This window comes from Mesorhizobium sp. B2-8-9 (assembly GCF_006439475.1).
Taxonomy (GTDB): domain Bacteria; phylum Pseudomonadota; class Alphaproteobacteria; order Rhizobiales; family Rhizobiaceae; genus Mesorhizobium.
In genome coordinates this window covers 293,952-314,777 of record NZ_VFTQ01000001.1, presented here as the reverse complement: position 1 = coordinate 314,777, position 20,826 = coordinate 293,952, and the positions used below count along the sequence as shown (strand labels likewise).

Here is a 20,826-nt window from a genome sequence, read left to right as displayed (position 1 = left end):
GGAGAGGGGTCATGATCCGATGGGCCTGGGATCGTCCGGCTCCGCCTTGGCAACCGCGGCAAGCGCCGCGGCGACGACGGCGGCGCGGCGGGCCTTCGGTCCATCCACCGGCCAGACCAGACGGCGCTTGATGGTCAGCGCGGGAATAACGCGGGCGATCTCGACGAGTTGGCCGGAGCGGAAATGCTCCCTAAGCACCAGTTCGCTGGCAAGCAGCGCCCCCATGCTGGAAAGCGCGGCCTGCGCGGCCAGCACGGTCAAGGGGAATCGCGGTCCGTGATCGATGTTCTTACGCTGGCGGCCGGCGGCGGCGAACCAGTTTGCCCATGTGGGGTAGACGTCGTCGCCCATTGTCTGGTCGATGTGGAGGAGGGGCAGGCGGTCGAGCACTTCGGCGCTATCTTGATCTGCGCGGTTGCGGATCAGCGCCGGGGCACAGGCCGGGATCACCCTTTCGGTGAAAAGATCGGCCGATGCGAGATCTCTTGCCGTGCTGTTGCGGTAGCTGATGGCGAGGTCGATGCCTTCCTCCAGCATCGAATCCAACGCGATCGACACCACGATGCGCACGTCCAGCCTGCCGAGAGCCGCGCGGACATTGCCAAGGCGCGGCGCCAGCCAAAGCGAGGCGAAGGACGGATCGGCGGCGATGGTGAACGTATCGGCACGGCGCTCGAAACGCAGCCGCCGCAGTCCGGAGGCCAGCGCGTCGAAGCCGCGGTCGATGTCTGGCAGCGCCGTCTCGGCGATGCGTGTGAGCGCGATGCCGTTGCCCTCGCGCCTGACCAGCTTGACGCCAAGCCGGTCCTCCAGCTGCCGCAACTGATGGCCGACGGCGCCCGGCGTGACGCCGAGCTCGTCGGCGGCGCGCGTCAGGCTGCCTGTGCGCGCGGCGGCTGCAAGCGCACGCAAGGCCGACAGCGGGAGGTCGCGAAGAAACGCCATGGATTGAGAATAGCTCAAAACTGGCGAAAACAAACTCGTTTGCAAGAAAAGCCGCGATCGCCCTACCGTTGTTGAAGACAACTCAATCCAGGAAAGCCGTCGCCATGCTCGATATGCAAATGCATTCTGTTCCCGCCGGTCGGGCTCTTGAGGCCCCGCGCTCGTTGCGGTCGATGCGCAACGAAGGACCGCACATCGCCGTGGAATTCGATGACGGCAGCGCCGGCCGGCTGTCGACGCGCTGGCTGCGGCTTGCCTGCGAATGCGGGATATGCGGGGACACCGCTTCCGGAAAGCGTTGGCTGACGCCTGCCGATGTTCCGGCCGACATCCGCGCGGCCTCGATCGAAATCTCGACGAGCGGGACGATGGACGTGGTCTGGCAGGACGGCCACTTCTCGCGCTTCGCGGCGAGCTTTCTGGCGGCCCATGCCGGACGGGGCGGCGATTTCGGCGCGCCACGCTTTCAGCCGGAACTGTGGAATGGCGATCTCGGCGCGCGGCTTGGGCGCTTCGCCTTCGACGCCGTGGTGGAGGGGGACGCGGCGCTTTTCCAGTCGCTGCGCGCCTTGCGCGACCATGGTATCGCCATGCTGACCGGCGTCCCGGCCGAGCCGGAGGCGACGCTGCGCGTCGCCGGCCGCTACGGTCCGGTGCGCGAGACCAGCTACGGCAAGGTTTTCGATCTCATCTCACGGCCCGACGCCCGGGTGGCCGGGGAAACGGCGCGCGCGCAAATTCCGCACACGGACGAGCCGTTCCGCTATTCGCCGCCGGGCTTCATCTTCTTCCATGCCATCAGGACCGGCGCCGGCAGCGGCGGCACCTCGTTGATGGTCGACGGATTTCAAGTCGCCGAACGGATGCGCACAAACAGTCCGGAGCTGTTCGACCTGCTCGCTCGACATGGCGTGACATTCCATCGCGAGCATGCCGGCGACGTGTTCTTCAGCGCCGAGGCGCATGTCATCAGCCTCGACGCGAGCGGCGCCGTCACCGGCATACGCTTCAACGATCGCTGCCTGGCGCCGCAGACGGGCGCTGTCGATGAGATCGACGGGCTGATCGAGGCGCTTGCCGAGCTGACGCGGCTGATCTGCGATCCGGCGAACCAGTTCCGGCATCAGCTGCAGCCCGGCGAGGTGCTGGTCTTCGACAATCAGCGGGTCTTGCACGGGCGCACCGAATTCGATCCGACGCTGGCCGTCCGCCACCTCAGAAGCTGCAACCTGGACCGCGACGGCGTCCACAGCGCCTTCCGCACCCTGGCGCGCCGCTTCGCGCCGGAAGAGGCGAAAGCAGTGCTTTATCAGGGCGCAATTTTCTGACGATAGCCAGGGGGACGGCGTCGACCTCGAAGGTTCGGTTCCTCGCCCCCGCCAGAGGCGGGGGAGAGGTGTCCGCGAAGCGGACGGAGAGGGGTTTCGTAAGGCGCAAGCCCTTCTCTTCAAAGCGCTTTTCGCCGCCCGGACCGGCGCCCCCCTCTCCGTCTCGGCTTCGCCGAGCCACCTCTCCCCCATTTCATGGGGGCGAGGAACCTAAGACCGCGGGCCTCAATTGAACCACAGCGCAAAGGTCAAAAAACCGGCGCCGCTGAACTGGCGCTGGATTTGGTCGAAATCGTCGCTGGTGAGGATCTTGCCGCTTTCGAGATAGGGCGCGATGCCGGGACCGGTGATCGAAAGGACCAGGTCAAAAGGTTTCGGCTCGTCGAAGAAGCGCTTCATGTTCATGCCCTTGCCGGTGATGCGGAAGTGCGGAAGCAGCGCGCGGCCTTCGAGAAGATCCTCGGCCACGGTCAACGTGGCGAGCCAGGCCTGCACCTGTTCCTCGCCGACCTCGAGGCCGGTGAGCGGGTTGACGCCTTTCTGCTGCGGTCCCGGCAGCCATTCGCGATCGTTGTCGGTCTCGGCCAGGATCGACTTCCAGTCCTCGCGCGACAGCCGGATCATCTCCAGCAGGTGGCGGCGCGCAGCCCGCCGGCGTTCCGGCTCGATCACCGGCCAGTTGACGAGATGCACCAGCGAGATGAAGTCGGCGAAGCGCCATTCCGAGGCGAACATGTTGCCGCTCATGCCGCCGTCCAGCGGCACGAGCGCATCCTGCAATGGCAGTTTCGCGCGCGGGAACAGCATGTGGAACGAGCCGTCAAAGGCATTGCGGAAATCATGCGCCAGCCAGAAATCGGCCTGCGCCATGAGGAACTCGGCATAGCCTTGCAGCCAAAAACCGTCGGCGCGGTCGAAGCGGAAGGTGAGCGAAGGCGCGGTATTGCTGGTGTCGATGCTGCCGCGCGACAGCGACGCCATGATGGCGGCGAAGCTTTCATCGGGCGCGAGCTTGCCATCTTCGTTGAGGTCGATGCCGACATGGGTGAGATCGACCACCATGCCGACATCGGCATCTTTTGGTACCGAGCCGAGCGTGGCCGCAGATTTTTCGAGCCGGTCACGGAAGGCAACCAGGATGGCGCGGAGTTCTTCGTAGGTCAGCGGCTGCGGGTTGGGATTGTCGGGCACCGGCAACCGCATCAGCGGCAGCATGAAGGATCTCGGGCTCTCGAAACCGTGGCGATGCAGGCCGCCGGCGAGGAGCTCGAGCGCAGTGAAGAATTCGCCGGCGCCGGCCGCATAGGCTGAGGCTGGGTCCTTGGCCGCTGCCGCCTCCAACGTCGACAGCGCCGTGTTCCGGTCGGCCACGCTCTTCGCCTCGAACATGGACTTGGCTTCGTCTGGCATCTCGGCCCAGGCGACGGACGCCGGCAGGAATGCAAGCAAGGCTGCTGCAAGGATCGTTCTACGCATCGTCATCGCCCTCCACTGCTCCACGTCGTGAGCATACACGGATTTCGGGCAGTCCGAGATGGCCGCCGCGGGATCGCCCGCAATCCGCTTCAACCGGCCCGTCAGACAGTCTACACAGAGCGAAACTGGATGGGCCTGTGTCGAACTATCCGCTTGCCTATAAACTGTCATGGCTGCCGCGCCTGCTGAGACCGTCGCTTGCCGGTGACAGACGCGGGTTCGCGGCGCCCGCGGCGACGTTGCTCGATCCGCAACCCAAACGGAAGGTGCGGCTGGCGTTTATTGGCGACATTTCGGCCGTCGCCAATCGCGATGCGCCGGATTGCGATCCGGCGATCACGACGCTGCTTTCATCCGCCGACCTCGTGATCGGCAATTGCGAAAGTCCGATCGTCGAACGAGCACGCGCGGTCATGGGCACGCGGCTCGGCACGCATCATGCGATGAGCGAGCATTTCCTGGCCGATGCGCTCGCAGCCGCCGGCATCCCGCGCGACCGGCTCGTTCTGTCCCTGGCCAACAACCACGTGCTCGATCAGGGCATCGCCGGTTTCGACGAAACGCTCGCGGCGCTGAACCGGCTCGGGATCCGGACCATCGGCACGGTTGCCGGCGGGCCCGTCCAGCGTCATGCGGCCGGACCGCTGACGATCGGCTTTGCGGCTTTCACGCTCTGGCGCAACACGGATGCCGCGCCGTTCGAAGAGCGCATCTCAATGCGCGCGGCGGAATGGCCGCGCGACGCCGTATCCGGCATCGATCTCATCTGCGCCGTGCCGCACTGGGACTGGGAGTTCCGGCATTTTCCACGACCCGCGACGCGGGCGCTGGCGAGACGGCTGGCGGATCACGGCGTCCGGTTGATCGCCGGGCATCACGCGCATGTCTTGCAGCCCATCGAGCGTGTCGGCGACAGCGTGATCGCCTACGGCCTTGGCGATTTCCTCGGCACTGCGCTCGCCAGACTGCCATGGCCGGCACGCATCGGCTCGATATTCGTTGTCGATGTCAGCGCTGATCCGGCCACGCGGGGTAGGATCGCTGCCTACCGGATGCATTTCTTCGTGCGGCTGCGGGCAGGCAACCATGAGCGGCTGCTGCCGATCGAAGTTCTGGATGGAGTGCTCAAGCAGCGGGTCGCGGCCCGACTGGTGGCGATTTTTCCCATGGCGGGAAGTGGGCGATAGACCTCAGCAATCGAAGCCGTATTGGGCGCGCATGTACTCGGCCTCTTTCTTCGACATCTTCTTGAGCATCACGCAGACGGTGAAGCTGCCGACCTGGCGGCCGTTCCTGGTGTAGCCCCAGTCGGAGATGTCGTCCCTGGTGAATTCGATGTTCTGGCCAAGGACGACGTTGCGGACGATTTCCGGCTCGTTCGCCAATATGCCGGCGAAGCCGTTGGCGGTCCGCTTGAAGGGAATGACCCAGAAATGCTCTGTCGCATTGCCGTCGACGATCATCACTTTCAGCTTGAACCTGTCGGTTCCCGGCGGCGGAGCGTCGGACAGGTTCAGGAATTCATCCAGGCTGGATCTCGCCTTCTCGACCGCCGCCGCCATCTCGGCGTCGTCGGATGCGATCACCATGGCCTTGTCGTCGCCTTCCGCCCTGGCATGCAATGGAGCGAGCGCCAGCAGCAGGGATAACGCGATACGAACGGCAATTGTCATGACACCCCCCGGTGAAGGCCAATATCCTGTGCGTTATCTTCGGGCAATGTGTCGGCTTGATCAATCCGATCTGCGGTTGCGAAGCGGCCCTACGCCATTGTCATCGGGCAATGACAAGGGAATGGCTTCACTTCTGCTCGGGCCGACCTGAACCTTGGGCAGGCTTACAGCCCGGTCAATCCGGCCAGCCAGCTTGCCGAGCGCTTCGCCGCTTCCACCGTTGCGCCGGCAGCGCGGCTGAGGTCGGTCTTGACCACGGCATAGCCGGCCTTGGTGCGGTAAAGCACGGCGCGGCCGCCATCGACCGACCCGTCGAAGGCCACGGGCTTTGCCGATTCCGTTTCGCTGGCGGTCACCGTCGCGCCGACCGGAGCGCTCGGGCGATGGTCGAGCTCGGGCGGCAGCGGGGCGATGGTTTCGACAACGCGGTTCCTGGGTTTCAGATCCGGCCTGGAAGCTTTCTCGGCAAGCTCGGAGGAAGCGGCCGAGCCCTTGACGCGGCAGATGCCCGAAACAAGCGGATAGTCGAAATTGCGCTGGTGCAGCATCTGGCTCTTCATCGCCGCTTCGCAGTCGGCGAGCGTCGTCCATTTGGCCGGCGTCTCGCCGATATATTCGCAGAGCTTGGCGTCGCAGTCGCAGCCGACAATGGTCATGGCGACAAGGGCGGTCTTGATCACGGTCTTGTCCCTTTAAATATTCCCAAACCGATCAATCGCCGCGGAACAAGGCGGGATTTGGCCGCGATTGTGGATTGTGCGTGTCGATGCGTTACGGAAGGTTGCTTGGCCGGCGACTGTGGCCGGAAAGCATCAGCAGCGGATGTCCGGGAGGGCGGTAGCCTGTGAGGCGGACAGCACCAAAAAGACAGTTGGCGCTGGGATTTCTCCCAGCGCCTCCCTGTCAGATCAGGAACCGGTTACGGCAGCAACTTCCGTAAAGTCGTCGCGCCAGGCCAGCCTTGATTTTGACGGTCCTGCCAGTCGCCGCCCGAAGGGCAGCTCCCGTTCCAGACCACGCCGATCTCCACCCTTGCGGGCTTCGCCCAGCGTGCCATCGAAGGTTTTCACCGGCCTTCATGGCAGCATCGGTCCGCCGTCGGCGTTGGCACGCTTTCCGCGGCACCCGTAGGTCTCGGCATCCGTCCCTCAAACAGGCGAGCCTGCTCTCGTTCTGGGCCGTACGGGCCTCAGGAAATCCGCCTTGCGCTTTTGCCTTTCGGCTGGGCGTTCGGTAGCCGCCTGAGATGGGTTGAATGTACGCCGGGTAAGGGTTCCAGGGAATGCCGGCGCGCCTGTGGATAGCGGGATTATCGGGGACCAATGGCAAAAGCCGCGGAATCCGGCGGCCGAACCGCTTAGACAGCCTGCCCGGCTTTTCTGTGACCGTTCGACGTTGGAGCCTTGCTCCGGCGCCCGGTCCGCGTTTCAATGTCGGCAAAAGACTTTGGGTACTAGTTGCGGGACTTGCCTCGGGGGAGGTCGACTTGAAAGTCGGGGTGGTTCTCAATCCGATTGCCGGCGGCGGCAGGCTCAAGCGGCATTGGGCGGAGGCTGCGGCATCACTCAAGGCGAATTTCGGCGATTTCGACTTGCGCGAAACTCAGGCCAGCGGCGACGCAGAGCGGCTGGCGATCGATCTCGCCGCCGGCGGGTGCGACCTGGTGATCGCGGCAGGCGGCGACGGCACCGCAAGCGAGGTGGCCGACGGGTTGCTGCAGGCACAAGATGAGACCGGCCAGGAAGCCGCGCTTGGCCTTCTGCCCTGTGGTACCGGCATCGACTTCGCGCGCGGGCTCGACTTGCCGCGCGGCATCGATGCCGCGCTGAAGCGGATCGCCGATTCCAAGGCGCGAAAAATCGACGCCGGCCGCATCTGCTACATCGACGACCACGGCGCGCTGGCAAGCCGCCACTTCATCAACATCGCCAGCCTCGGCCTGTCCGGCGCGACGGATCGCGCCGTTAATGCCGACAAGCGCAAGGGCAGGGTCTCGGCCAAGGCGCTGTTCTTCTGGCGCACCGTGCTGGAGTTCATCCGCTACCGTTTTCAGGATGTCAGGATCACCATCGACGACGGCGAGCCGGTCGAGGCGCGCATGGCGCTGGTGGCGGTGGCCAACGGCAAATTCTTCGGCGGCGGCATGATGATCGCGCCGGACGCCGAGCTCGCCGACGGCCAGTTCGATATCATCATCCTGCGGGCCGCCGGCAAGCTTGGGCTGATCCGCGACCTCCGCCTGCTCTACGGCGGGCGCCACCGCAACCATCCGGCAATCACCATCCTGCGTGGCCGCAAGGTGCTGGTCGAGCCGCTCGGCGATGCCGAGAAGAACGGCGCGCTGGTCGACATAGACGGCGAGTCGCCAGGCCGAATTCCGGCGACATTCGAGATCCTGCCCGGCGCGCTGACGCTGAGAGGTTGAATCAAGACGTTGGCCAGGGGTGGAGCGCCCCGCGGCGTCGTCATCCCTGGGCGAAGCAGGAGCGAAGCTCCGTCGCGGAGACCCTGGGATCCATGCCGGGACTCATAAGCGCAGCCACGGTGCAGAATTCTTCACCGCTGCACCTTCGGCTTGGTCGCGGCATGGATACTCGGGTCAAGCCCGAGTATGACGAAGGGAGGGCCGGTTCCGCCAATTGTCGAGGTATGCAGTCTGGTCGGAACTTCTGCCTGAGAACCAACCGAGATGTTGAAGTTCCGATTCAATTCGTTGCGGGGATGATTCCGGAGGCTTACTCAAAGTCCTGATTTCATTCCACGATCCCACTGTTCAAATCTCCAGCTTCGCCGGAAAGCCCGGCGCGCGAAGCTCCGTGCCGACCGCATCCTCCAGCAGCTTGACGATCTGGGTCGACCAGGCGCCACCGCCATAGGCGCGCTTGCCCTCCTCGAAGATCGCGTTGACGCGGGTGGCAAGATCGAGCGGCGCGCCGAAATCCCTGCCCATGGCAAGCGCGAAGCCGAGGTCCTTCAGCGCCAGGTCCATGGTGAAGCCGACGTCGTAGGAGCCGTTAAGCACCAGCTGGCTTTCGGTCTCGTGGACGAAGCTGTTGCCGGAAGAGGCGACGATGGCGTGGTAGGCCTGGGCGAGATCGAGCCCGCCCTGCTTCGCCAGCATCAACGCTTCGCCGGCAGCGACGAGATGAATGAAGGCGAGCATATTGGTGATGACCTTGATCACCGCCGCCGAGCCGACCGTGCCCATCAGGAAGGATTTCGCGCACATCGCCTCGATGGCCGGACGATGGCGTTCGTAGAGCGCCGCATCGCCGCCGACGAGCGCCGTGATCCTGCCCACTGCGGCCAGATGCACGCCGCCGGTCACCGGGCATTCGAGCGTCTCGATGCCTTGTGCCGATGCCAGCGCGGCGAGCCGTAAAATCTCGTCACGGCCATTGGTCGACATCTCGATCCAGGTGCCGCCCGCGGGGAGGCCCTGGAGCAATCCATCGGGGCCGGCGAGCACTGTTTCGCTGACCTTCGGCGAGGGCAGGCAGGTGATCGCGTTGCCGGCGCGGGCAGCGGCTTCCGCCGGACTCGCCGCCGCCGTGGCGCCGAGCGCGACAAGGCGCTCGACCGCCCCCGGGTCGCGGTCGAAGACGGTGACGGCAAAGCCGTTGCGCAGCAGGCTGGCGGCAAGATTGCCGCCGAGATGGCCAAGGCCGACGAAGGCGTAAGCGAGGGTCACGGCATCAACGGCGTCTGCATCATCTGCAGATGCAGCTCCTTGCCGCTATAGGGATGGGCCTCGCAGACCGCCTCGTTGAGCTCGACGCCGAGGCCGGGCTCCTTCGAGGGGATGACGTTGCCGTCCTGCCATTCGATCTTCTTCTTGAGCAGCGTGGCGTGGAAACCGTCCCACTGCTTCAGCGATTCCAGGATGAGGAAGTTGGGCAGCGTCACCGCGAGCTGGATGTTGGCGGCGCCGACGATCGGGCCGCAGTAGCAGTGCGGCGCGACCTGGATGTGATAGGCCTCGGCCATGGCGGCGATCTTCTTGGTCTCCAGGATGCCGCCGGAGCGGCCGAGATCCGGCTGCAGGATGGTCGCGGCGCGGTTCTCGATGACGCGGGCGAACTCGAACTTCGTCGTCAGCCGCTCGCCGGTGGCGATCGGAATGGATGTGCCGCGGGCGACCTGCGCCATCACCTCGGGCATATCAGGCGGTACCGGCTCCTCGAACCAGAGCGGATCGTAGGGCTCGATGGCGCGGGCGAGCCGCAGCGCCCCCGAGGCGGTGAACTGGCCATGCGTGCCAAACAGGATATCCGCCCTGTTACCCACTGCTTCGCGGATCGCCTTGACCATGCGCGCCGACAGGTCGATGTCGATCAAGCGCGGCTGATGGCCGTCATAGGCGGTGTAGGGGCCGGCTGGATCGAGCTTCACGGCATTGAAACCCTGCTCGACATATTCGAGCGCGCAGGCCGCAGCCATGTCGGGGTCGTTGTAGACGTTCTTGCCGCGCGCATCTTCCGAATGGACGCTGCCGGTGTGCGGATAGAGGTAGGTGTAGGAGCGCAGGGTCTCGTGCACCTGGCCGCCGAGCAGCTTGTAGACCGGCTTGCCGGCCTCCTTGCCGACGATGTCCCAGCAGGCCATTTCGAGCGCCGAGAAGCAGCCCATGCCGGAGACGTCGGGGCGCTGGGTGAAGCCGGAAGAATAGGCGCGGCGGAAGAAATTCTCGATGTCGTGCGGATCGCGGCCGACGAGATAGCGCTCGGCCATGTCCTCGATCATCCTGGCGGTGACATGCGCGGAGAAGGTGGCGTTGTAGGCCTCGCCATAGCCGACCACGCCGCCATCGGTGGTGAGCTTGACGAAGATGAAATACTTGCCGCCGATGCCGGGCGGCGGGTTGCCGACAACCCAGGTCTTCACGTCGGTGATTTTCATGTGTGATCCTCCAGAACCAGGTCGGCGCCTTTCCATCCGGTCAGGATCGAGGCGGCGTTGGTGTTGCCCGTGATGTTGTCGGGGAAAATCGAAGCGTCGATGACGCGCAGGCTGTCCAGCCCATGCACCCGAAGCCGCGGGTCGACGACGGCGCGCGCGGCGTCCGGCCCCATGCGGCAGGTCGAGACCGGGTGATAGACGGTGCCCGAGCGTTTCCTGAAATCCTGGATCAGGTCGGCGTCCGACTGGATCGAGGGGCCGGGCAGAACCTCTTCCTCGATGATCTCGGCCATGGCCGGCATCGAGGCGATCTTGCGCACGAACTTCACCGCCGCCAGCATCTCGTCGACATCGGCGTTGGTCGAATAGGCGTTGGCCTTGATCCTCGGATAGTCGCGCGGGTCCTTCGAGCGGATCATGATCTCGCCGCGGCTCGAGGGCCGGCAGTTGGACAGGCCTATCGAGAAGCCCGGCCAGGGGTCGGGCGTCAGGATCGGACGCTCGCCGCTCTTCGGGATGACGGTGGAGAAGGCCTGGAAATAGAGCTGCATGTTCGGCCGTGTCATCGACGGGTCGGTGCGGAAGAAGCCGCCGGCATTGTTCATCGACAGCGACAGCGGACCGGAGCGCAAGAGGATGTATTGCATGCCGACGAGCAGCTTGCCCCACCAGGGCCTGAGGATCTGATTGAGCGTCGGCAGCTTGCCCTTGAAGGTGTAGTTGATGCCGACATGGTCCTGCAGATTGACGCCGATATTGTCGTTGGCATGGACGACCGGGATGCCGAGGTCGGCCAGCAATGCCGCAGGGCCGATACCGGACAGCTGCAGCAACTGCGGCGAGTTGATCGAGCCGCCCGACAGGATCACCTCGCGGCCCGCGCGAGCCGTCTTCTTCTGCCCGTTCTGCTCGTATTCGATGCCGACGGCGCGTTTGCCCTCGAACAGGATTTTCGTCGCCAGGGCGTTGGTTTCGACACGGACATTGCCGCGTTTCATCGCCGGCCGCAGGAAGGCGCGGGCGGCCGACATGCGGCGTCCGTTCTTAGTCGTGATCTGATAGACGCCGACGCCTTCCTGGGAGGCGCCGTTGAAGTCCGGATTGAGCGGCAGCCCGGCTTGCTGTGCGGCGGCAAGGTAGCGCTTGGTCAGCGGATGCACCGCGTTCGTGCAGTCCGTGATGTGCAAAGGGCCCCCGACTCCGCGCCACTGGTCGGCGCCCGCCGCATTGTCTTCCATCGCCTTGAAGGAGGGCAGGAGGTCATCATAGGCCCAGCCGGGATTGCCGGCAGCGGCCCAGGCGTCGAAATCCTCGCGCGCGCCCCTGATATAGACCATGGCGTTGATCGAGCTCGAGCCGCCGAGCAGCTTGCCGCGCGGCCAGTGGTCGCTGTTGCCCGCAAGGCCGGGGTCGGACTCCGCCTTGTAGTTCCAGTTGACGGCCGGATCGAAGAAGGTCTTGCCGTAGCCGAGCGGCATCTGGACATAGAAGCGCCGATCGGTTCCGCCGGCCTCCAGCACCAGCACCGAGAAGCGGCCCGAGGCCGACAGCCTGTCGGCAACGACGGAACCGGCCGAGCCGGAGCCGACGATGATGAAGTCGTAAGTCTGCATGATGGAAAAGCGGGCTCCGCAATGTTGCGCTTACCCTAGACATTGCCGGCTTGCGGCGTCGCCGTGGCTTCCGGCATGGCTTGTGAAAAAAGCGACCGGCGCAGTGGGGCACATTTCGCTTTTACCAGAGCTTGCGACATGGCGGTCGCATTGATACGCAACATAAGCTGCCCTTTGAGGATTTTGCCATGGTGCATTACGCGGACGGAAAACCCATTGGCGATCTGACCTTGCGCACGCTCGCCATGCCGTCCGACGCCAATGCGGCCGGCGACATCTTCGGCGGCTGGGTGATGGCGCAGATGGACCTTGCCTGCGGCATCCGGGCCGCCGAGCGCGCTAAGGGCCGCGTGGTCACCGCCGCGGTCAAGGAGATGTCCTTCGCCAAGCCGATGAAGATCGGCGACACGTTGTGCATCTACACCCATGTCGAGCGCGTCGGCCGCACCTCGATGGTGCTCAAGGTCGAAGCCTGGGCGCAGCGCTATCTTTCCGATCTGATGGAGAAGGTCACCCATGCCGACTTCGTCATGGTGGCGCTCGACGGCGAAGGCAAGCCGAAGCCGGTTCCGGCCGAGAGCTGACCCTCCGGCGGGATTACTGATTCTCCCAGACTTGCCGCTCTGTAACAACGCCGGCGTGGGAGATTTGCTTCGCGACATCCAATGGTTGCCTTCACGCCCCACCTTGTAGGCGCGAGGGAAAGACAATGCGTCAACATATGCTGAACGGCTGGCTCGTGGCAGCTCTTATTGCCCTGGTCTGCCTGCTCGGCATAACGGCCTATGTGGAGGTCAGCAAAGGCCTTCCACACGTCGCCTGCATGCGAGGCCCGAAGGCGATCGACAAGAAGGCCGCGCAATTCAAGAGCTGCTCGACGGCGTGCTGCGACAGCACTGCCCCAAGCGCCTGATCGGTTGCCGGCTAAAGACGGATCTCCTTGGCGAAGCGGTTGCCCGGCGACGCCGGCGGCGGAACCGCGGAGGCTCCGATCAAAATCGAAAGCGTGATGCGACCGGCGCTGAGGCCCACGGTTTCATCGGCAGACTAAAAACCCTTGCATCGCAAGGGCTTCAGGCCTGTAGGCCGTCAAATTTCGCGCGTGCTTCGCGGACTCGATTGGTGTTCTTGCGCGCCCACTCGCCGAGCGCGCCGACCGGCACGAGGAGCTCGTGACCGAGTTGGGTGAGCTCGTAATCGACACGTGGCGGAATGGTCGGAAACACCTTGCGCGTGACGAAGCCGTCACGCTCCAAACCGCGCAAGGTGGTGGTCAGCATCTTCTGCGAAATTCCGCCGACGGCGGCGCGCAATTCGTTGAAGCGCATTGGTCCGCCGCCGAGCTTGCCGACGACGAGCACCGTCCATTTGTCGCCGACCCGTTGCAGGATTTCCGAAACGGCCCGGCAGTCCTCGGTGTTGTGCGGGTGCCTCAGTAACAAAGAAGTGCCTCCTTGCGCGCCGATTTGTCAGTATCACATATAGCGCCGGTATCCAAACGATACCAGAAATTCCCGCAAGGAGAGCCCCTTATGTCCAAGCCCAAAATCGCCATTGTCGTCGGTTCGACGCGCGCCGCCCGCTTCGCCGACGTGCCGACGCAGTGGATCGCCAAGATCGCCAAGTCGCACGCCGATATCGATGTCGAGATCGTCGATCTGCGCGACTGGCCGCTGCCCTTTTTCGACGAGGTCGCTTCCTCCGCCTGGGCGCCGTCGCAGAACGAAGTGGCGCAGCGCTGGCAGAAGAAGGTGGCCGAGTTCGACGGCTTCATCTTCACCGCCGCCGAATACAATCACGCCCCGACCGCTGTGCTGAAGAACGCCATCGATTACGCCGCCAACGAGTGGAACAAGAAGCCGGCCGGCTTCGTCGGCTATGGCAGCGTCGGCGGCTCGCGCGCGATCGAGCACCTTCGGCTGATCGCCGTCGAGCTGCAGATGGCGCCGGTCAAGTCGGCGGTGCACATCGCCTGGGGCGATTTCCTTGCGGTTCGCCAGGGCGAGAAGAAGCTCGAGGATCTCGAGCACCTGAACCAGTCGGCCGCCGCGCTGGTCAACGACGTCGCCTGGTGGGCAAGGGTGCTGAAAGCGGCCCGCGCCGCCGACGCGATCGCCGGCGAAGCCCAGGCCGCCTGAGCGGTCGATCGACACTGTCCTCCCAATGAGAAAGGGGCGGTGCCAGCGCTGCCCCTTTCCATTTGCGGAGCTGTCTGTCTGGCCTGGATCCCAGGCTGATCCCTTTGGCCGTCGCGCTGTTGACCGCTCGGAACGGCGCGTTAGATGCAGGCCGTATCCCCCGAAGACGAAGACAGCACAGTCGTGGAGGAGCGGGATGCCTTGGCTTGGCAGATGGCGCAATCAGTATGGGTCCGTCCTCGACATCACCGGCGAGGAGGGCGGCCGGATTGAAGGCACGTTTCGCACGGCGCTCGAAGACAGCAGCTTCTATGGACAGACCGTGCCGATATCCGGCATCGCGCATGGCGACGTGATTGGAGTAACGGCCGCCGGCGAGGGTACGGCCGGCCCTGCCGCCGTGAGCTACACCGGCATTTTGCGGGACGGCAGGCTGGAGACGATGTGGCTGACAGTGGCCGGCAGCACCATCACCGGCAAGGAGGGCGAAACCGCTTCCCGCAAGCAGGTAGGAGCCTGGCGCGCCTTCGGCATCAGCCTCGACACCTTCGTCCGAGAATAGCCAAGCTAGCTGGCCCCGAGTGCCGTCGTCAGGAAGCGGCGCAGGCCGTTGCTGCTCGGCGCCGCTCTGATCACGATCGCTGCCGCCGGATGGGAAAGCTCCAGCGGTGGCAGGCCAACCGTTTCTTGAACCGAAAATACAAAACGTCCGGAGGCGGGCGAAGCCGCTACGTTCTCCCAGGAAGAACGAAGCGCCAATCATTGTAACAGGCGAGATATCCCGAATGCACGGGATCTGCGAGAAGCCGGGATTTCATATAGACCTGCGCTACGGGCGACGGTCCCTTCGAGAGCCTCAACCTCGATCGGCGCAAACTGCCGGGCGCGCTCACGGATACGATGGCATGGAGGCGCGAGAGGGTGCGATCATCGACCTCGTAGAGTTCGCCGGCGACCTGGAACCCGACACCCGGTTCGTTGAACATCATCGGAGCGAAGCGAGGTCCAGCAATCAGCATTGGAAACCGCTCACGCGTCCGACAATTGCCAAGAAACGCGGCCCCGTTCAAACCCCTGCTCGTGCAAGGGAAACCCTCTTTTCAAGGTGCCAAAGACGAAGACGTTCGTGACCATTCAGGTGAACGTCGGCCAAAGCCGGAAGTTCATCCTAGGTCGTGAACTCATAAATGTGGTATGACCGAGATGAGTGGGAAGCAGAGTAAAGGGTTGGCTTAGCCCTCCACGCCCCATTTTAGTTGGCTGGCATCGACGACGTCTGATCCCATGTGCTCAACAAAATAGCCTCGTATCCTCTGGCGATGCCGATCCCATCTGGGAGACATTCGCTCACTCTCATTCTCATATTCAGCTAGAAATACCCATTCCACGAATTGATCCGCTGTAACATCGCCGGATTGAGGAATAAAATCGGTGACATGCATGAACTTGTCGCCGTGCCTTCCTCCACAATAGCCATGACCAACACAGACCGCGTGCATGAGCGAGTCGAATCTATTCTTTGCTTTCATGGAACATGCGCGATGATGAAGCGGGATGCCTGCGCGCGCCGCGGCAACATATCCTTCTTGGGCGTAGGTTCGCAACGGGTCGTTTCCGACCGAGACTTTCATATCGCGGCTGAATCTGATTCAGGCTCAGCATGAGCCCATATGACCTGCCAAGCAGTTCCGCCGTATTGTCACCCGATACGACGAGCTGGCTGTCTCGCCGCCCTCAAACTCGTCTCAATCCGCATCTGGCTACGCAGCAATGAGTCTACGTCTAGCAGGCCGTGCGGCGCGCAAGGTAGACGTGTTCGCCGACGAAGCCCAGGCTGCCTGAGTGGCTTTTCGAATATCCTCCTAAGGACGTGGGGCGGCGTTTGCGCCGCACCGGCAAGGCCGTGTTAGTGCCTTGACGGCAGAACAAATTCCCAGAGGCCGATCGTGAGACTTGTCTGCCTTGCGCCGTGGACGAGAGAAGGTCCCGGGTTGATGTTCATGAGTAATGGTCAGAGCCGGCCCTCCATGAGCAGCTCGCGGGTGCGCTTCAGTGTGGACAGCAGGGCAGCCTTGTAGCCCTGGTCGCCGTCGAACTGCGCCTGCTCGGCCTGCTCCTCGGGGCCATTCGGCTCTTTGCCGCGCAGGCCGAGATAGCAGTAGAAGCGCAGATGGAGCGTGCCGTCGGCGCCCTCGAACAGTTCGTTGACGATCGCGCCCTCGCGCGGCCCGGCGGCCTGGAAGAATGTGACTTTGCTCTGCGGTTCAAGCGTGATGACCTCGCGCAGATCTGCACCCGCAATGGTCGCTTCGCGCACGAAATACGTCGCGCTTTCCTCCACGACATCGCAGCGGGTGCAGAGGCCTGGCGGCAGGAATTCGCGGGCGTCGCGAGCCTTGAGCTCCAGGCCAGCCCAGGCTTGTGCACGGGTCAGCCTGGTCGCGCCTTCCGGGTTCACCGGGACGGTGGCGGTTGAGTAGATCATAATTGTATCCTTAGGATTGATGTTGAGGTGGCAGGCTGCCTCCGGCGTCAGGCCGAGGCAGCGATTTCTGCGGCGAAGTCGCGATAGGTGCGCATCGGCCGACCCAGCAGCTTGGTCAGGCGGTCGACGTCGCCAGCATCGGGAATCATGCCCTCGCTGATGAAGCGCTCGCCCATCAGGCGCATGTCGAGCGCCATCCAACTCGGCATGAACTGCCGCAGGTTCTGTTCGAAGCCTGCCAGATCTTCGCCGGGGTAGGCGATCTGGCGACCCAGGACCTCTGTCCAGACGCCGGCGACATCCGTGCCGGTCAGCGTGTCGGGACCGACGAGGTTGATCCGGTCGAGCGGGAGGGCAATTTCGGCCTGCTCGCGGCGAAGCAACTCGATTGCCGCGACCTCGGCGATGTCGCGTGCATCGACCATTGCCAAGCCTTTGCTGCCGATCGGCATCGGATAGACGCCATAGCTGAGGATCACGTCCTTGATCATGAGCTCGTTGTTCATGAAATAGGCCGGACGGAGGATGGTGGCGTTGAGGCCCATCTGCTCTATCATCCGCTCGACCGCGAGCTTGCCGGCGAAGTGCGGCACGTTCACGTAAAGCTCGCCGTGGATCACCGACAGGTAGACGATGCGCTCGATGCCTGCCTCGCGGGCCAAGTTGAGGGCGATCAGCGCCTGGGTGAATTCATCGGGCACCACGGCGTTAAGCAGGAACAAAGTGGAGACGCCCGAGAAGGCGCTGCGCAGGGAATCGACGTCGAGCAGGTCGCCCTGCACGACGGCGACGCCCGCCGGGAAGTTCGCCTTGGAAGGATCGCGGACAAGCGCACGGACATCGGCGCCGCGCTTGACGAGCTGGTTGACGACTTGGCTGCCGACATTGCCGGTCGCGCCGGTAACGAGAATGGTCATGGGGTTCACTCCGGGTTTGGGTCAAAAGACATCCCGTAAATGAGTGATCCACATTCGAACCGATAGGCGCTATATCTGGACACGGCGTCTCAATGGTGGAACAGATGGACCTTCTCGCCCTCGCTGATTTCAATCTGGTTGCCCGGCATGGAGGGTTCGGAAAGGCGGCGCGCGCCGCGGGGCGCCCGAAGGCGACCCTGTCTCGCCGAGTCGCGGAACTGGAGGCCGCCCTCGACTTGCGTCTGTTCGAGCGCGGGGCGCGTGCGCTGAAGCTCACCGAGGAAGGACGGGCGCTCTTCGAGCGGACGGGAGCGTTGCTGACCGAATTGGACGAAACCGCGACGGCGATCGCTTCGGGCGGACGCACGCCGCGGGGCAGGCTGCGGATCAGCGCGCCGCTGCTCTTCTCCCAAACTGCGATGGGGAGGCTGGCCGCCGGGTTCGCGCTGAAATATCCGGAAGTCCGGCTCGAGGTCACGACGGAAGACCGGGCCGTCGATATGATCGAGGAGGGGTACGATCTGGTGATCCGGGTCAATCCTGAGCCCGATGAAAGTCTTGTCGGACGGGTGTTCCTGCGCGACCGGCTGGTGGTGGTCGCGAGTCCGGGCCTCGCCAGACCGACCGACGATCTCGCCGTTCCGGCCGTCGTGCGGGAATCCGGCGAGCGCGTTGCCGCCTGGGACATCGTGACGCCGACCGGACGATCACGCATCGCGATTGAGCCAGTCCTTCGCCTTTCGTCGCTCCTGATGTTCCGCGATGCCGTCCGGGCGGGCGTCGGCGCCGGACGTTTGCCGATCTCGCTTGTAAGTCACGATCTGGCTGCTGGAACGCTGGTGCATTGGGGCGATGTCGACGGCCCGGACATCGCCCTATGGACGCTCTATCCGTCCCGACGCTTGCTCAGCGTCCGCGTATCGGCGTTCCTCGACTATTTGAAGCAGGCCTTTCCCAAGGGAACCCCTGACGAATTGGCGGCCTATATCGGCGGATGAGACGGAATGATCGAAACGCTATCTGCGCCTTCTCTATGCGGCGACCCTGTACGGTCGGGGGCGGCAGCTTGTTGGTGGGCCTGCCGAAAAGCAGACTGGGCGCCTCCCGCCGCAAAGCTGACGGCGAGTTGGTTACCACATAAATTTCGTCCTCAGCGCGCCACAGGGCGGTGGCCCTCGGGCAGGCGGGTGGCGATCAGCTTGTCGATGCGGCGGCCGTCCAGGTCGACCACCTCAAAGCGCCAGCCTTGCGCGTCGACGCATTCGCCGGTGGTCGGCAGATGATGCAGATGCGACAGCACATAGCCGGCGACGGTTTCGTAGTCGCGGTTTTCGGGAAGGTCGATGCCAAGCACCTCGGCCATCTCGTCGGCCTGCATATAGCCGGCGAGCAGCCAGGAGCCGTCCTCGCGCTTGACGGCGTTTTCCTCCTCGCCGGCTTCGAGGTCGGAGCGGAACACGCCGGTGATGGCTTCGAGGATGTCGGCCGGGGTGACGATGCCTTCGAAATGGCCGTATTCGTCGTGAACGAGGGCCATCGGCACGTCCGATTCCCTCAGCTTCTGCAGGACATCGAGCGCGTCGGCCTGATCATGCACGATGGGGGCGGCGCGCACATGCTGGCGCGGATCCAGCACCCTGCCGGCCAGAAGGGCGGCCAGCACGTCGCGCGTCTGGATGACGCCGACCATGGCGTCGACATTGCCGTCGCCGACGGGCAGGCGCGAGTGCTGGGTATCCATCAGAAGCTTTTTGACCGTGGTCTCGTCGGACTGCAGGTTCAGCCAGTCGACCTCGGTGCGCGGCGTCATGACGGCGCGCACGGCGCGGTCGCCGAGGCGCATGACGCCTGCGATCATGCGGCGCTCATCGGATTCGATGGTGCCGTGATGCTCGGCCTCGGCGACCAGCATCTTGATCTCCTCGTCGGTGACCTTCTCTTCGGTCTCGCCGGCCTGCCCAAGCAGCCAAAGCACCGCGCGGCCCGAGAGGTCGAGCAGGAAGACGAGCGGCGCCGAGAAGGTGGCGAGGATGGTCATTGCCGGCGCGGCTCTGACCGCGACGCGCTCCGGATCCTTGAGCGCGATCTGCTTCGGCACCAGCTCGCCGACGATGAGCGAGGCATAGGTGATCAAAGCGACCACGATGCCGACGCCGACAGGATCGGCGATGTTTTCGCGGATGCCGGTCGACGCCAGATATTGCGCCAGCCTTTCGCCGAGCGTGGCGCCCGAAAAGGCGCCGGAGAGAACGCCGACCAGGGTGATGCCGATCTGCACCGAGGACAGGAACTTTCCGGGGTTAGAGCCGAGCGCCAGCGCGCGGCCGGCGCCCCTGACGTTGCGGTCGATCATCGCCTTGAGGCGGGCGGGCCGCGACGAGACGATGGCTAGCTCCGACATCGACAAGAGGCCGTTCACCAGAATGAGGACGGCCACGACGGCGATTTCAACATATAGCATGGGCGGTCAATAGCATTGCTGCAGTGCGTTCGAAAATAGCCCGCGGGTATTTTTGGAACATGACAGGCGCGCTGTTCAGACGGCATCCCAAAGCGGCGCCGAAAAATGCCCGACAAGCGCGTCGACCACGACGCGCACCTTCGGCGTCAGCGCGCGCGGGACGGGTGCGCCGTCACTGCTGCGTCTTCAGAACGCCGATAATGGCCATGCCGTCGGTGAAATAGGGATCGCCGCCGCCATTACGTCCGGCCTTAGTGGCGCCGATCCCGGGTATCTCGCTGGTGGAGGCCAGCAGGTCGGCAGTCTTCAGATCGCCGATCAGGAAGTCGCGCTCCGCATCGATGTCGGGGCCGATATGGTGGGTGACGGCGCCGGTATCGTGGCTGAGGCCGACGCCGCGGTCGAAGCTCGCGGCGCCCAGGCAGAGCGGGCGGCCGTCGTCGCCCATCGTGTCCGTCTGCCAGAAGCGGACGTGGTGGCGCCGGTCGGCGCTGTCGCCGACCGGCTTCTCGAAGGCCAGGTCCTGGGCTCGGCCCTCGAACAAAAGGCGGCTCATCGGCGCATCGGGATAGGGGCGGGAAAACAAGACGCTTTCACCGATGTCGATCGCGGTCCGCAGCGTCACGGCATCGGCCGTGTCCCAGCCGGCGACGGCGAAGGCGTGGACGATTTCCTTCTCGGTGCCGACCAGGCCGACATTGATCGGATCGCCGGGAATGCCCTGCGGCGTATGCGTCACCATCTCGAAGGGCCGGGTACGGAAGCCGCGCTCCCGCCAGGTCCAGAATTCCGGCGCGGCGAGATATGCGAGCATCACGTAGAAGGCGCAGAAAGCCGCGATCCAGATCACCGCGCGTCGTCTCAAACTTCTGTGGCTCATGAGCGCCGCTC

At 64.3% G+C, this 20,826-nt stretch carries 22 protein-coding genes; 8 read left to right on the top strand and 14 right to left on the bottom strand.

The window, feature by feature from the left end; genetic code table 11:
- Nucleotides 1–9: 9 nt before the first annotated feature.
- Nucleotides 10–945, bottom strand: coding sequence for a LysR substrate-binding domain-containing protein (locus tag FJ423_RS01630; RefSeq protein ID WP_140838633.1), 936 nt, complete (start codon nt 943–945; stop codon nt 10–12).
- A 104-nt stretch (nt 946–1,049) separates the two neighbouring features.
- On the opposite strand from FJ423_RS01630, the gene FJ423_RS01625 reads away from it, so the two are divergent.
- Nucleotides 1,050–2,273, top strand: a complete 1,224-nt coding sequence (locus FJ423_RS01625; RefSeq protein WP_140838631.1) for a TauD/TfdA family dioxygenase — start codon at nt 1,050–1,052, stop codon at nt 2,271–2,273.
- A 225-nt stretch (nt 2,274–2,498) separates the two neighbouring features.
- On the opposite strand, the gene FJ423_RS01620 is transcribed toward FJ423_RS01625, so the two are convergent.
- Nucleotides 2,499–3,755, bottom strand: a complete 1,257-nt coding sequence (locus tag FJ423_RS01620) for a hypothetical protein (RefSeq protein ID WP_140838629.1) — start codon at nt 3,753–3,755, stop codon at nt 2,499–2,501.
- Nucleotides 3,756–3,886: 131 nt separating this feature from the next.
- Here FJ423_RS01620 and FJ423_RS01615 point away from each other — a divergent pair, with 131 nt between their 5' ends.
- Nucleotides 3,887–4,936 carry a CapA family protein gene (locus FJ423_RS01615; protein WP_140838627.1) on the top strand — a complete coding sequence of 350 codons (1,050 nt, stop codon included), beginning with the start codon at nt 3,887–3,889 and terminating at the stop codon, nt 4,934–4,936.
- Nucleotides 4,937–4,939: 3 nt separating this feature from the next.
- Here FJ423_RS01615 and FJ423_RS01610 read toward each other — a convergent pair whose 3' ends face one another.
- Nucleotides 4,940–5,422, bottom strand: coding sequence for a DUF2314 domain-containing protein (locus FJ423_RS01610; protein ID WP_140838625.1), 483 nt, complete (start codon nt 5,420–5,422; stop codon nt 4,940–4,942).
- Between the two features lie 164 nt (nt 5,423–5,586).
- A complete protein-coding gene (locus tag FJ423_RS01605) occupies nt 5,587–6,102 on the bottom strand; it encodes a hypothetical protein (protein ID WP_140838623.1) in 516 nt (171 codons plus the stop codon).
- A gap of 806 nt (nt 6,103–6,908) precedes the next feature.
- Here FJ423_RS01605 and FJ423_RS01600 point away from each other — a divergent pair.
- Nucleotides 6,909–7,847 (top strand): diacylglycerol kinase family protein, encoded by a 939-nt coding sequence (locus FJ423_RS01600; RefSeq protein ID WP_140838621.1) that lies wholly within the window; start codon nt 6,909–6,911, stop codon nt 7,845–7,847.
- Nucleotides 7,848–8,195: 348 nt separating this feature from the next.
- On the opposite strand, the gene FJ423_RS01595 is transcribed toward FJ423_RS01600, so the two are convergent.
- From FJ423_RS01595 to FJ423_RS01585, 3 genes are read right to left on the bottom strand one after another with little or no spacing between them, the layout of a single operon-like run.
- The gene (locus FJ423_RS01595; protein ID WP_140838619.1) at nt 8,196–9,113 is read right to left on the bottom strand and encodes an NAD(P)-dependent oxidoreductase; all 918 of its coding nucleotides are present in this window, start codon (nt 9,111–9,113) and stop codon (nt 8,196–8,198) included.
- Nucleotides 9,110–10,321: a mandelate racemase/muconate lactonizing enzyme family protein gene (locus FJ423_RS01590; RefSeq protein ID WP_140838617.1), complete on the bottom strand. Its 1,212-nt coding sequence runs from the start codon at nt 10,319–10,321 to the stop codon at nt 9,110–9,112. Before FJ423_RS01590 ends, FJ423_RS01595 begins: the two co-directional genes overlap by 4 nt.
- Entirely contained in the window at nt 10,318–11,934 is a 1,617-nt protein-coding gene (locus FJ423_RS01585) for a GMC family oxidoreductase N-terminal domain-containing protein (RefSeq protein ID WP_140838615.1), read from the bottom strand. The genes FJ423_RS01590 and FJ423_RS01585 overlap by 4 nt, the downstream gene beginning before the upstream one ends.
- 188 nt (nt 11,935–12,122) lie before the next feature.
- On the opposite strand from FJ423_RS01585, the gene FJ423_RS01580 reads away from it, so the two are divergent.
- Nucleotides 12,123–12,518, top strand: a complete 396-nt coding sequence (locus FJ423_RS01580) for an acyl-CoA thioesterase (RefSeq protein WP_140838613.1) — start codon at nt 12,123–12,125, stop codon at nt 12,516–12,518.
- Nucleotides 12,519–12,643: 125 nt separating this feature from the next.
- Nucleotides 12,644–12,847 carry a hypothetical protein gene (locus tag FJ423_RS01575; protein WP_140838611.1) on the top strand — a complete coding sequence of 68 codons (204 nt, stop codon included), beginning with the start codon at nt 12,644–12,646 and terminating at the stop codon, nt 12,845–12,847.
- 160 nt (nt 12,848–13,007) lie between these two features.
- Here the strand turns inward: FJ423_RS01575 and FJ423_RS01570 are convergent, their stop codons facing one another.
- Entirely contained in the window at nt 13,008–13,376 is a 369-nt protein-coding gene (locus FJ423_RS01570) for a helix-turn-helix domain-containing protein (protein ID WP_140629822.1), read from the bottom strand.
- A 90-nt stretch (nt 13,377–13,466) separates the two neighbouring features.
- Between FJ423_RS01570 and FJ423_RS01565 the strand changes: the two genes are divergently transcribed.
- Both FJ423_RS01565 and FJ423_RS01560 read left to right on the top strand, forming a co-directional pair.
- The gene (locus FJ423_RS01565; RefSeq protein WP_095766563.1) at nt 13,467–14,072 is read left to right on the top strand and encodes an NADPH-dependent FMN reductase; all 606 of its coding nucleotides are present in this window, start codon (nt 13,467–13,469) and stop codon (nt 14,070–14,072) included.
- Nucleotides 14,073–14,268: 196 nt separating this feature from the next.
- Nucleotides 14,269–14,634 carry an avidin/streptavidin family protein gene (locus FJ423_RS01560; protein WP_140838609.1) on the top strand — a complete coding sequence of 122 codons (366 nt, stop codon included), beginning with the start codon at nt 14,269–14,271 and terminating at the stop codon, nt 14,632–14,634.
- A gap of 166 nt (nt 14,635–14,800) precedes the next feature.
- On the opposite strand, the gene FJ423_RS01555 is transcribed toward FJ423_RS01560, so the two are convergent.
- The 4 genes from FJ423_RS01555 to FJ423_RS01540 all read right to left on the bottom strand — a co-directional run bounded on the left by FJ423_RS01555 (nt 14,801) and on the right by FJ423_RS01540 (nt 17,474).
- On the bottom strand, nt 14,801–15,142 hold the full coding sequence (locus tag FJ423_RS01555) for a gamma-glutamylcyclotransferase (RefSeq protein WP_246680058.1): 342 nt from the start codon (nt 15,140–15,142) through the stop codon (nt 14,801–14,803).
- 162 nt (nt 15,143–15,304) lie between these two features.
- Nucleotides 15,305–15,676, bottom strand: a complete 372-nt coding sequence (locus tag FJ423_RS01550; protein WP_140838607.1) for a hypothetical protein — start codon at nt 15,674–15,676, stop codon at nt 15,305–15,307.
- A gap of 407 nt (nt 15,677–16,083) precedes the next feature.
- Nucleotides 16,084–16,557 carry an SRPBCC family protein gene (locus tag FJ423_RS01545; RefSeq protein WP_140838605.1) on the bottom strand — a complete coding sequence of 158 codons (474 nt, stop codon included), beginning with the start codon at nt 16,555–16,557 and terminating at the stop codon, nt 16,084–16,086.
- A 47-nt stretch (nt 16,558–16,604) separates the two neighbouring features.
- On the bottom strand, nt 16,605–17,474 hold the full coding sequence (locus FJ423_RS01540) for an NmrA/HSCARG family protein (RefSeq protein WP_140838603.1): 870 nt from the start codon (nt 17,472–17,474) through the stop codon (nt 16,605–16,607).
- A gap of 104 nt (nt 17,475–17,578) precedes the next feature.
- Between FJ423_RS01540 and FJ423_RS01535 the strand changes: the two genes are divergently transcribed.
- Nucleotides 17,579–18,472, top strand: coding sequence for a LysR family transcriptional regulator (locus FJ423_RS01535; protein WP_140838601.1), 894 nt, complete (start codon nt 17,579–17,581; stop codon nt 18,470–18,472).
- Nucleotides 18,473–18,624: 152 nt separating this feature from the next.
- Here the strand turns inward: FJ423_RS01535 and FJ423_RS01530 are convergent, their stop codons facing one another.
- Complete coding sequence (locus tag FJ423_RS01530) at nt 18,625–19,935, bottom strand: hemolysin family protein (protein WP_140838599.1); 1,311 nt, start codon at nt 19,933–19,935, stop codon at nt 18,625–18,627.
- 172 nt (nt 19,936–20,107) lie between these two features.
- Nucleotides 20,108–20,815 (bottom strand): LssY C-terminal domain-containing protein, encoded by a 708-nt coding sequence (locus tag FJ423_RS01525; protein WP_140838597.1) that lies wholly within the window; start codon nt 20,813–20,815, stop codon nt 20,108–20,110.
- Nucleotides 20,816–20,826: the final 11 nt, after the last annotated feature.

What these genes read in the sequence shown, in the direction of transcription:
- FJ423_RS01540 (WP_140838603.1), bottom strand. Translation starts at nt 17,474, where the DNA reads ATGACCATTCTCGTTACCGGCGCGACCGGCAATGTCGGCAGCCAAGTC.
- FJ423_RS01525 (WP_140838597.1), bottom strand. Translation starts at nt 20,815, where the DNA reads ATGAGCCACAGAAGTTTGAGACGACGCGCGGTGATCTGGATCGCGGCT.
- FJ423_RS01530 (WP_140838599.1), bottom strand. Translation starts at nt 19,935, where the DNA reads ATGCTATATGTTGAAATCGCCGTCGTGGCCGTCCTCATTCTGGTGAAC.
- FJ423_RS01620 (WP_140838629.1), bottom strand. Translation starts at nt 3,755, where the DNA reads ATGACGATGCGTAGAACGATCCTTGCAGCAGCCTTGCTTGCATTCCTG.
- FJ423_RS01630 (WP_140838633.1), bottom strand. Translation starts at nt 945, where the DNA reads ATGGCGTTTCTTCGCGACCTCCCGCTGTCGGCCTTGCGTGCGCTTGCA.
- FJ423_RS01590 (WP_140838617.1), bottom strand. Translation starts at nt 10,321, where the DNA reads ATGAAAATCACCGACGTGAAGACCTGGGTTGTCGGCAACCCGCCGCCC.
- FJ423_RS01535 (WP_140838601.1), top strand. Translation starts at nt 17,579, where the DNA reads ATGGACCTTCTCGCCCTCGCTGATTTCAATCTGGTTGCCCGGCATGGA.
- FJ423_RS01560 (WP_140838609.1), top strand. Translation starts at nt 14,269, where the DNA reads ATGCCTTGGCTTGGCAGATGGCGCAATCAGTATGGGTCCGTCCTCGAC.
- FJ423_RS01575 (WP_140838611.1), top strand. Translation starts at nt 12,644, where the DNA reads ATGCGTCAACATATGCTGAACGGCTGGCTCGTGGCAGCTCTTATTGCC.
- FJ423_RS01565 (WP_095766563.1), top strand. Translation starts at nt 13,467, where the DNA reads ATGTCCAAGCCCAAAATCGCCATTGTCGTCGGTTCGACGCGCGCCGCC.
- FJ423_RS01625 (WP_140838631.1), top strand. Translation starts at nt 1,050, where the DNA reads ATGCTCGATATGCAAATGCATTCTGTTCCCGCCGGTCGGGCTCTTGAG.
- FJ423_RS01545 (WP_140838605.1), bottom strand. Translation starts at nt 16,557, where the DNA reads ATGATCTACTCAACCGCCACCGTCCCGGTGAACCCGGAAGGCGCGACC.
- FJ423_RS01610 (WP_140838625.1), bottom strand. Translation starts at nt 5,422, where the DNA reads ATGACAATTGCCGTTCGTATCGCGTTATCCCTGCTGCTGGCGCTCGCT.
- FJ423_RS01585 (WP_140838615.1), bottom strand. Translation starts at nt 11,934, where the DNA reads ATGCAGACTTACGACTTCATCATCGTCGGCTCCGGCTCGGCCGGTTCC.
- FJ423_RS01580 (WP_140838613.1), top strand. Translation starts at nt 12,123, where the DNA reads ATGGTGCATTACGCGGACGGAAAACCCATTGGCGATCTGACCTTGCGC.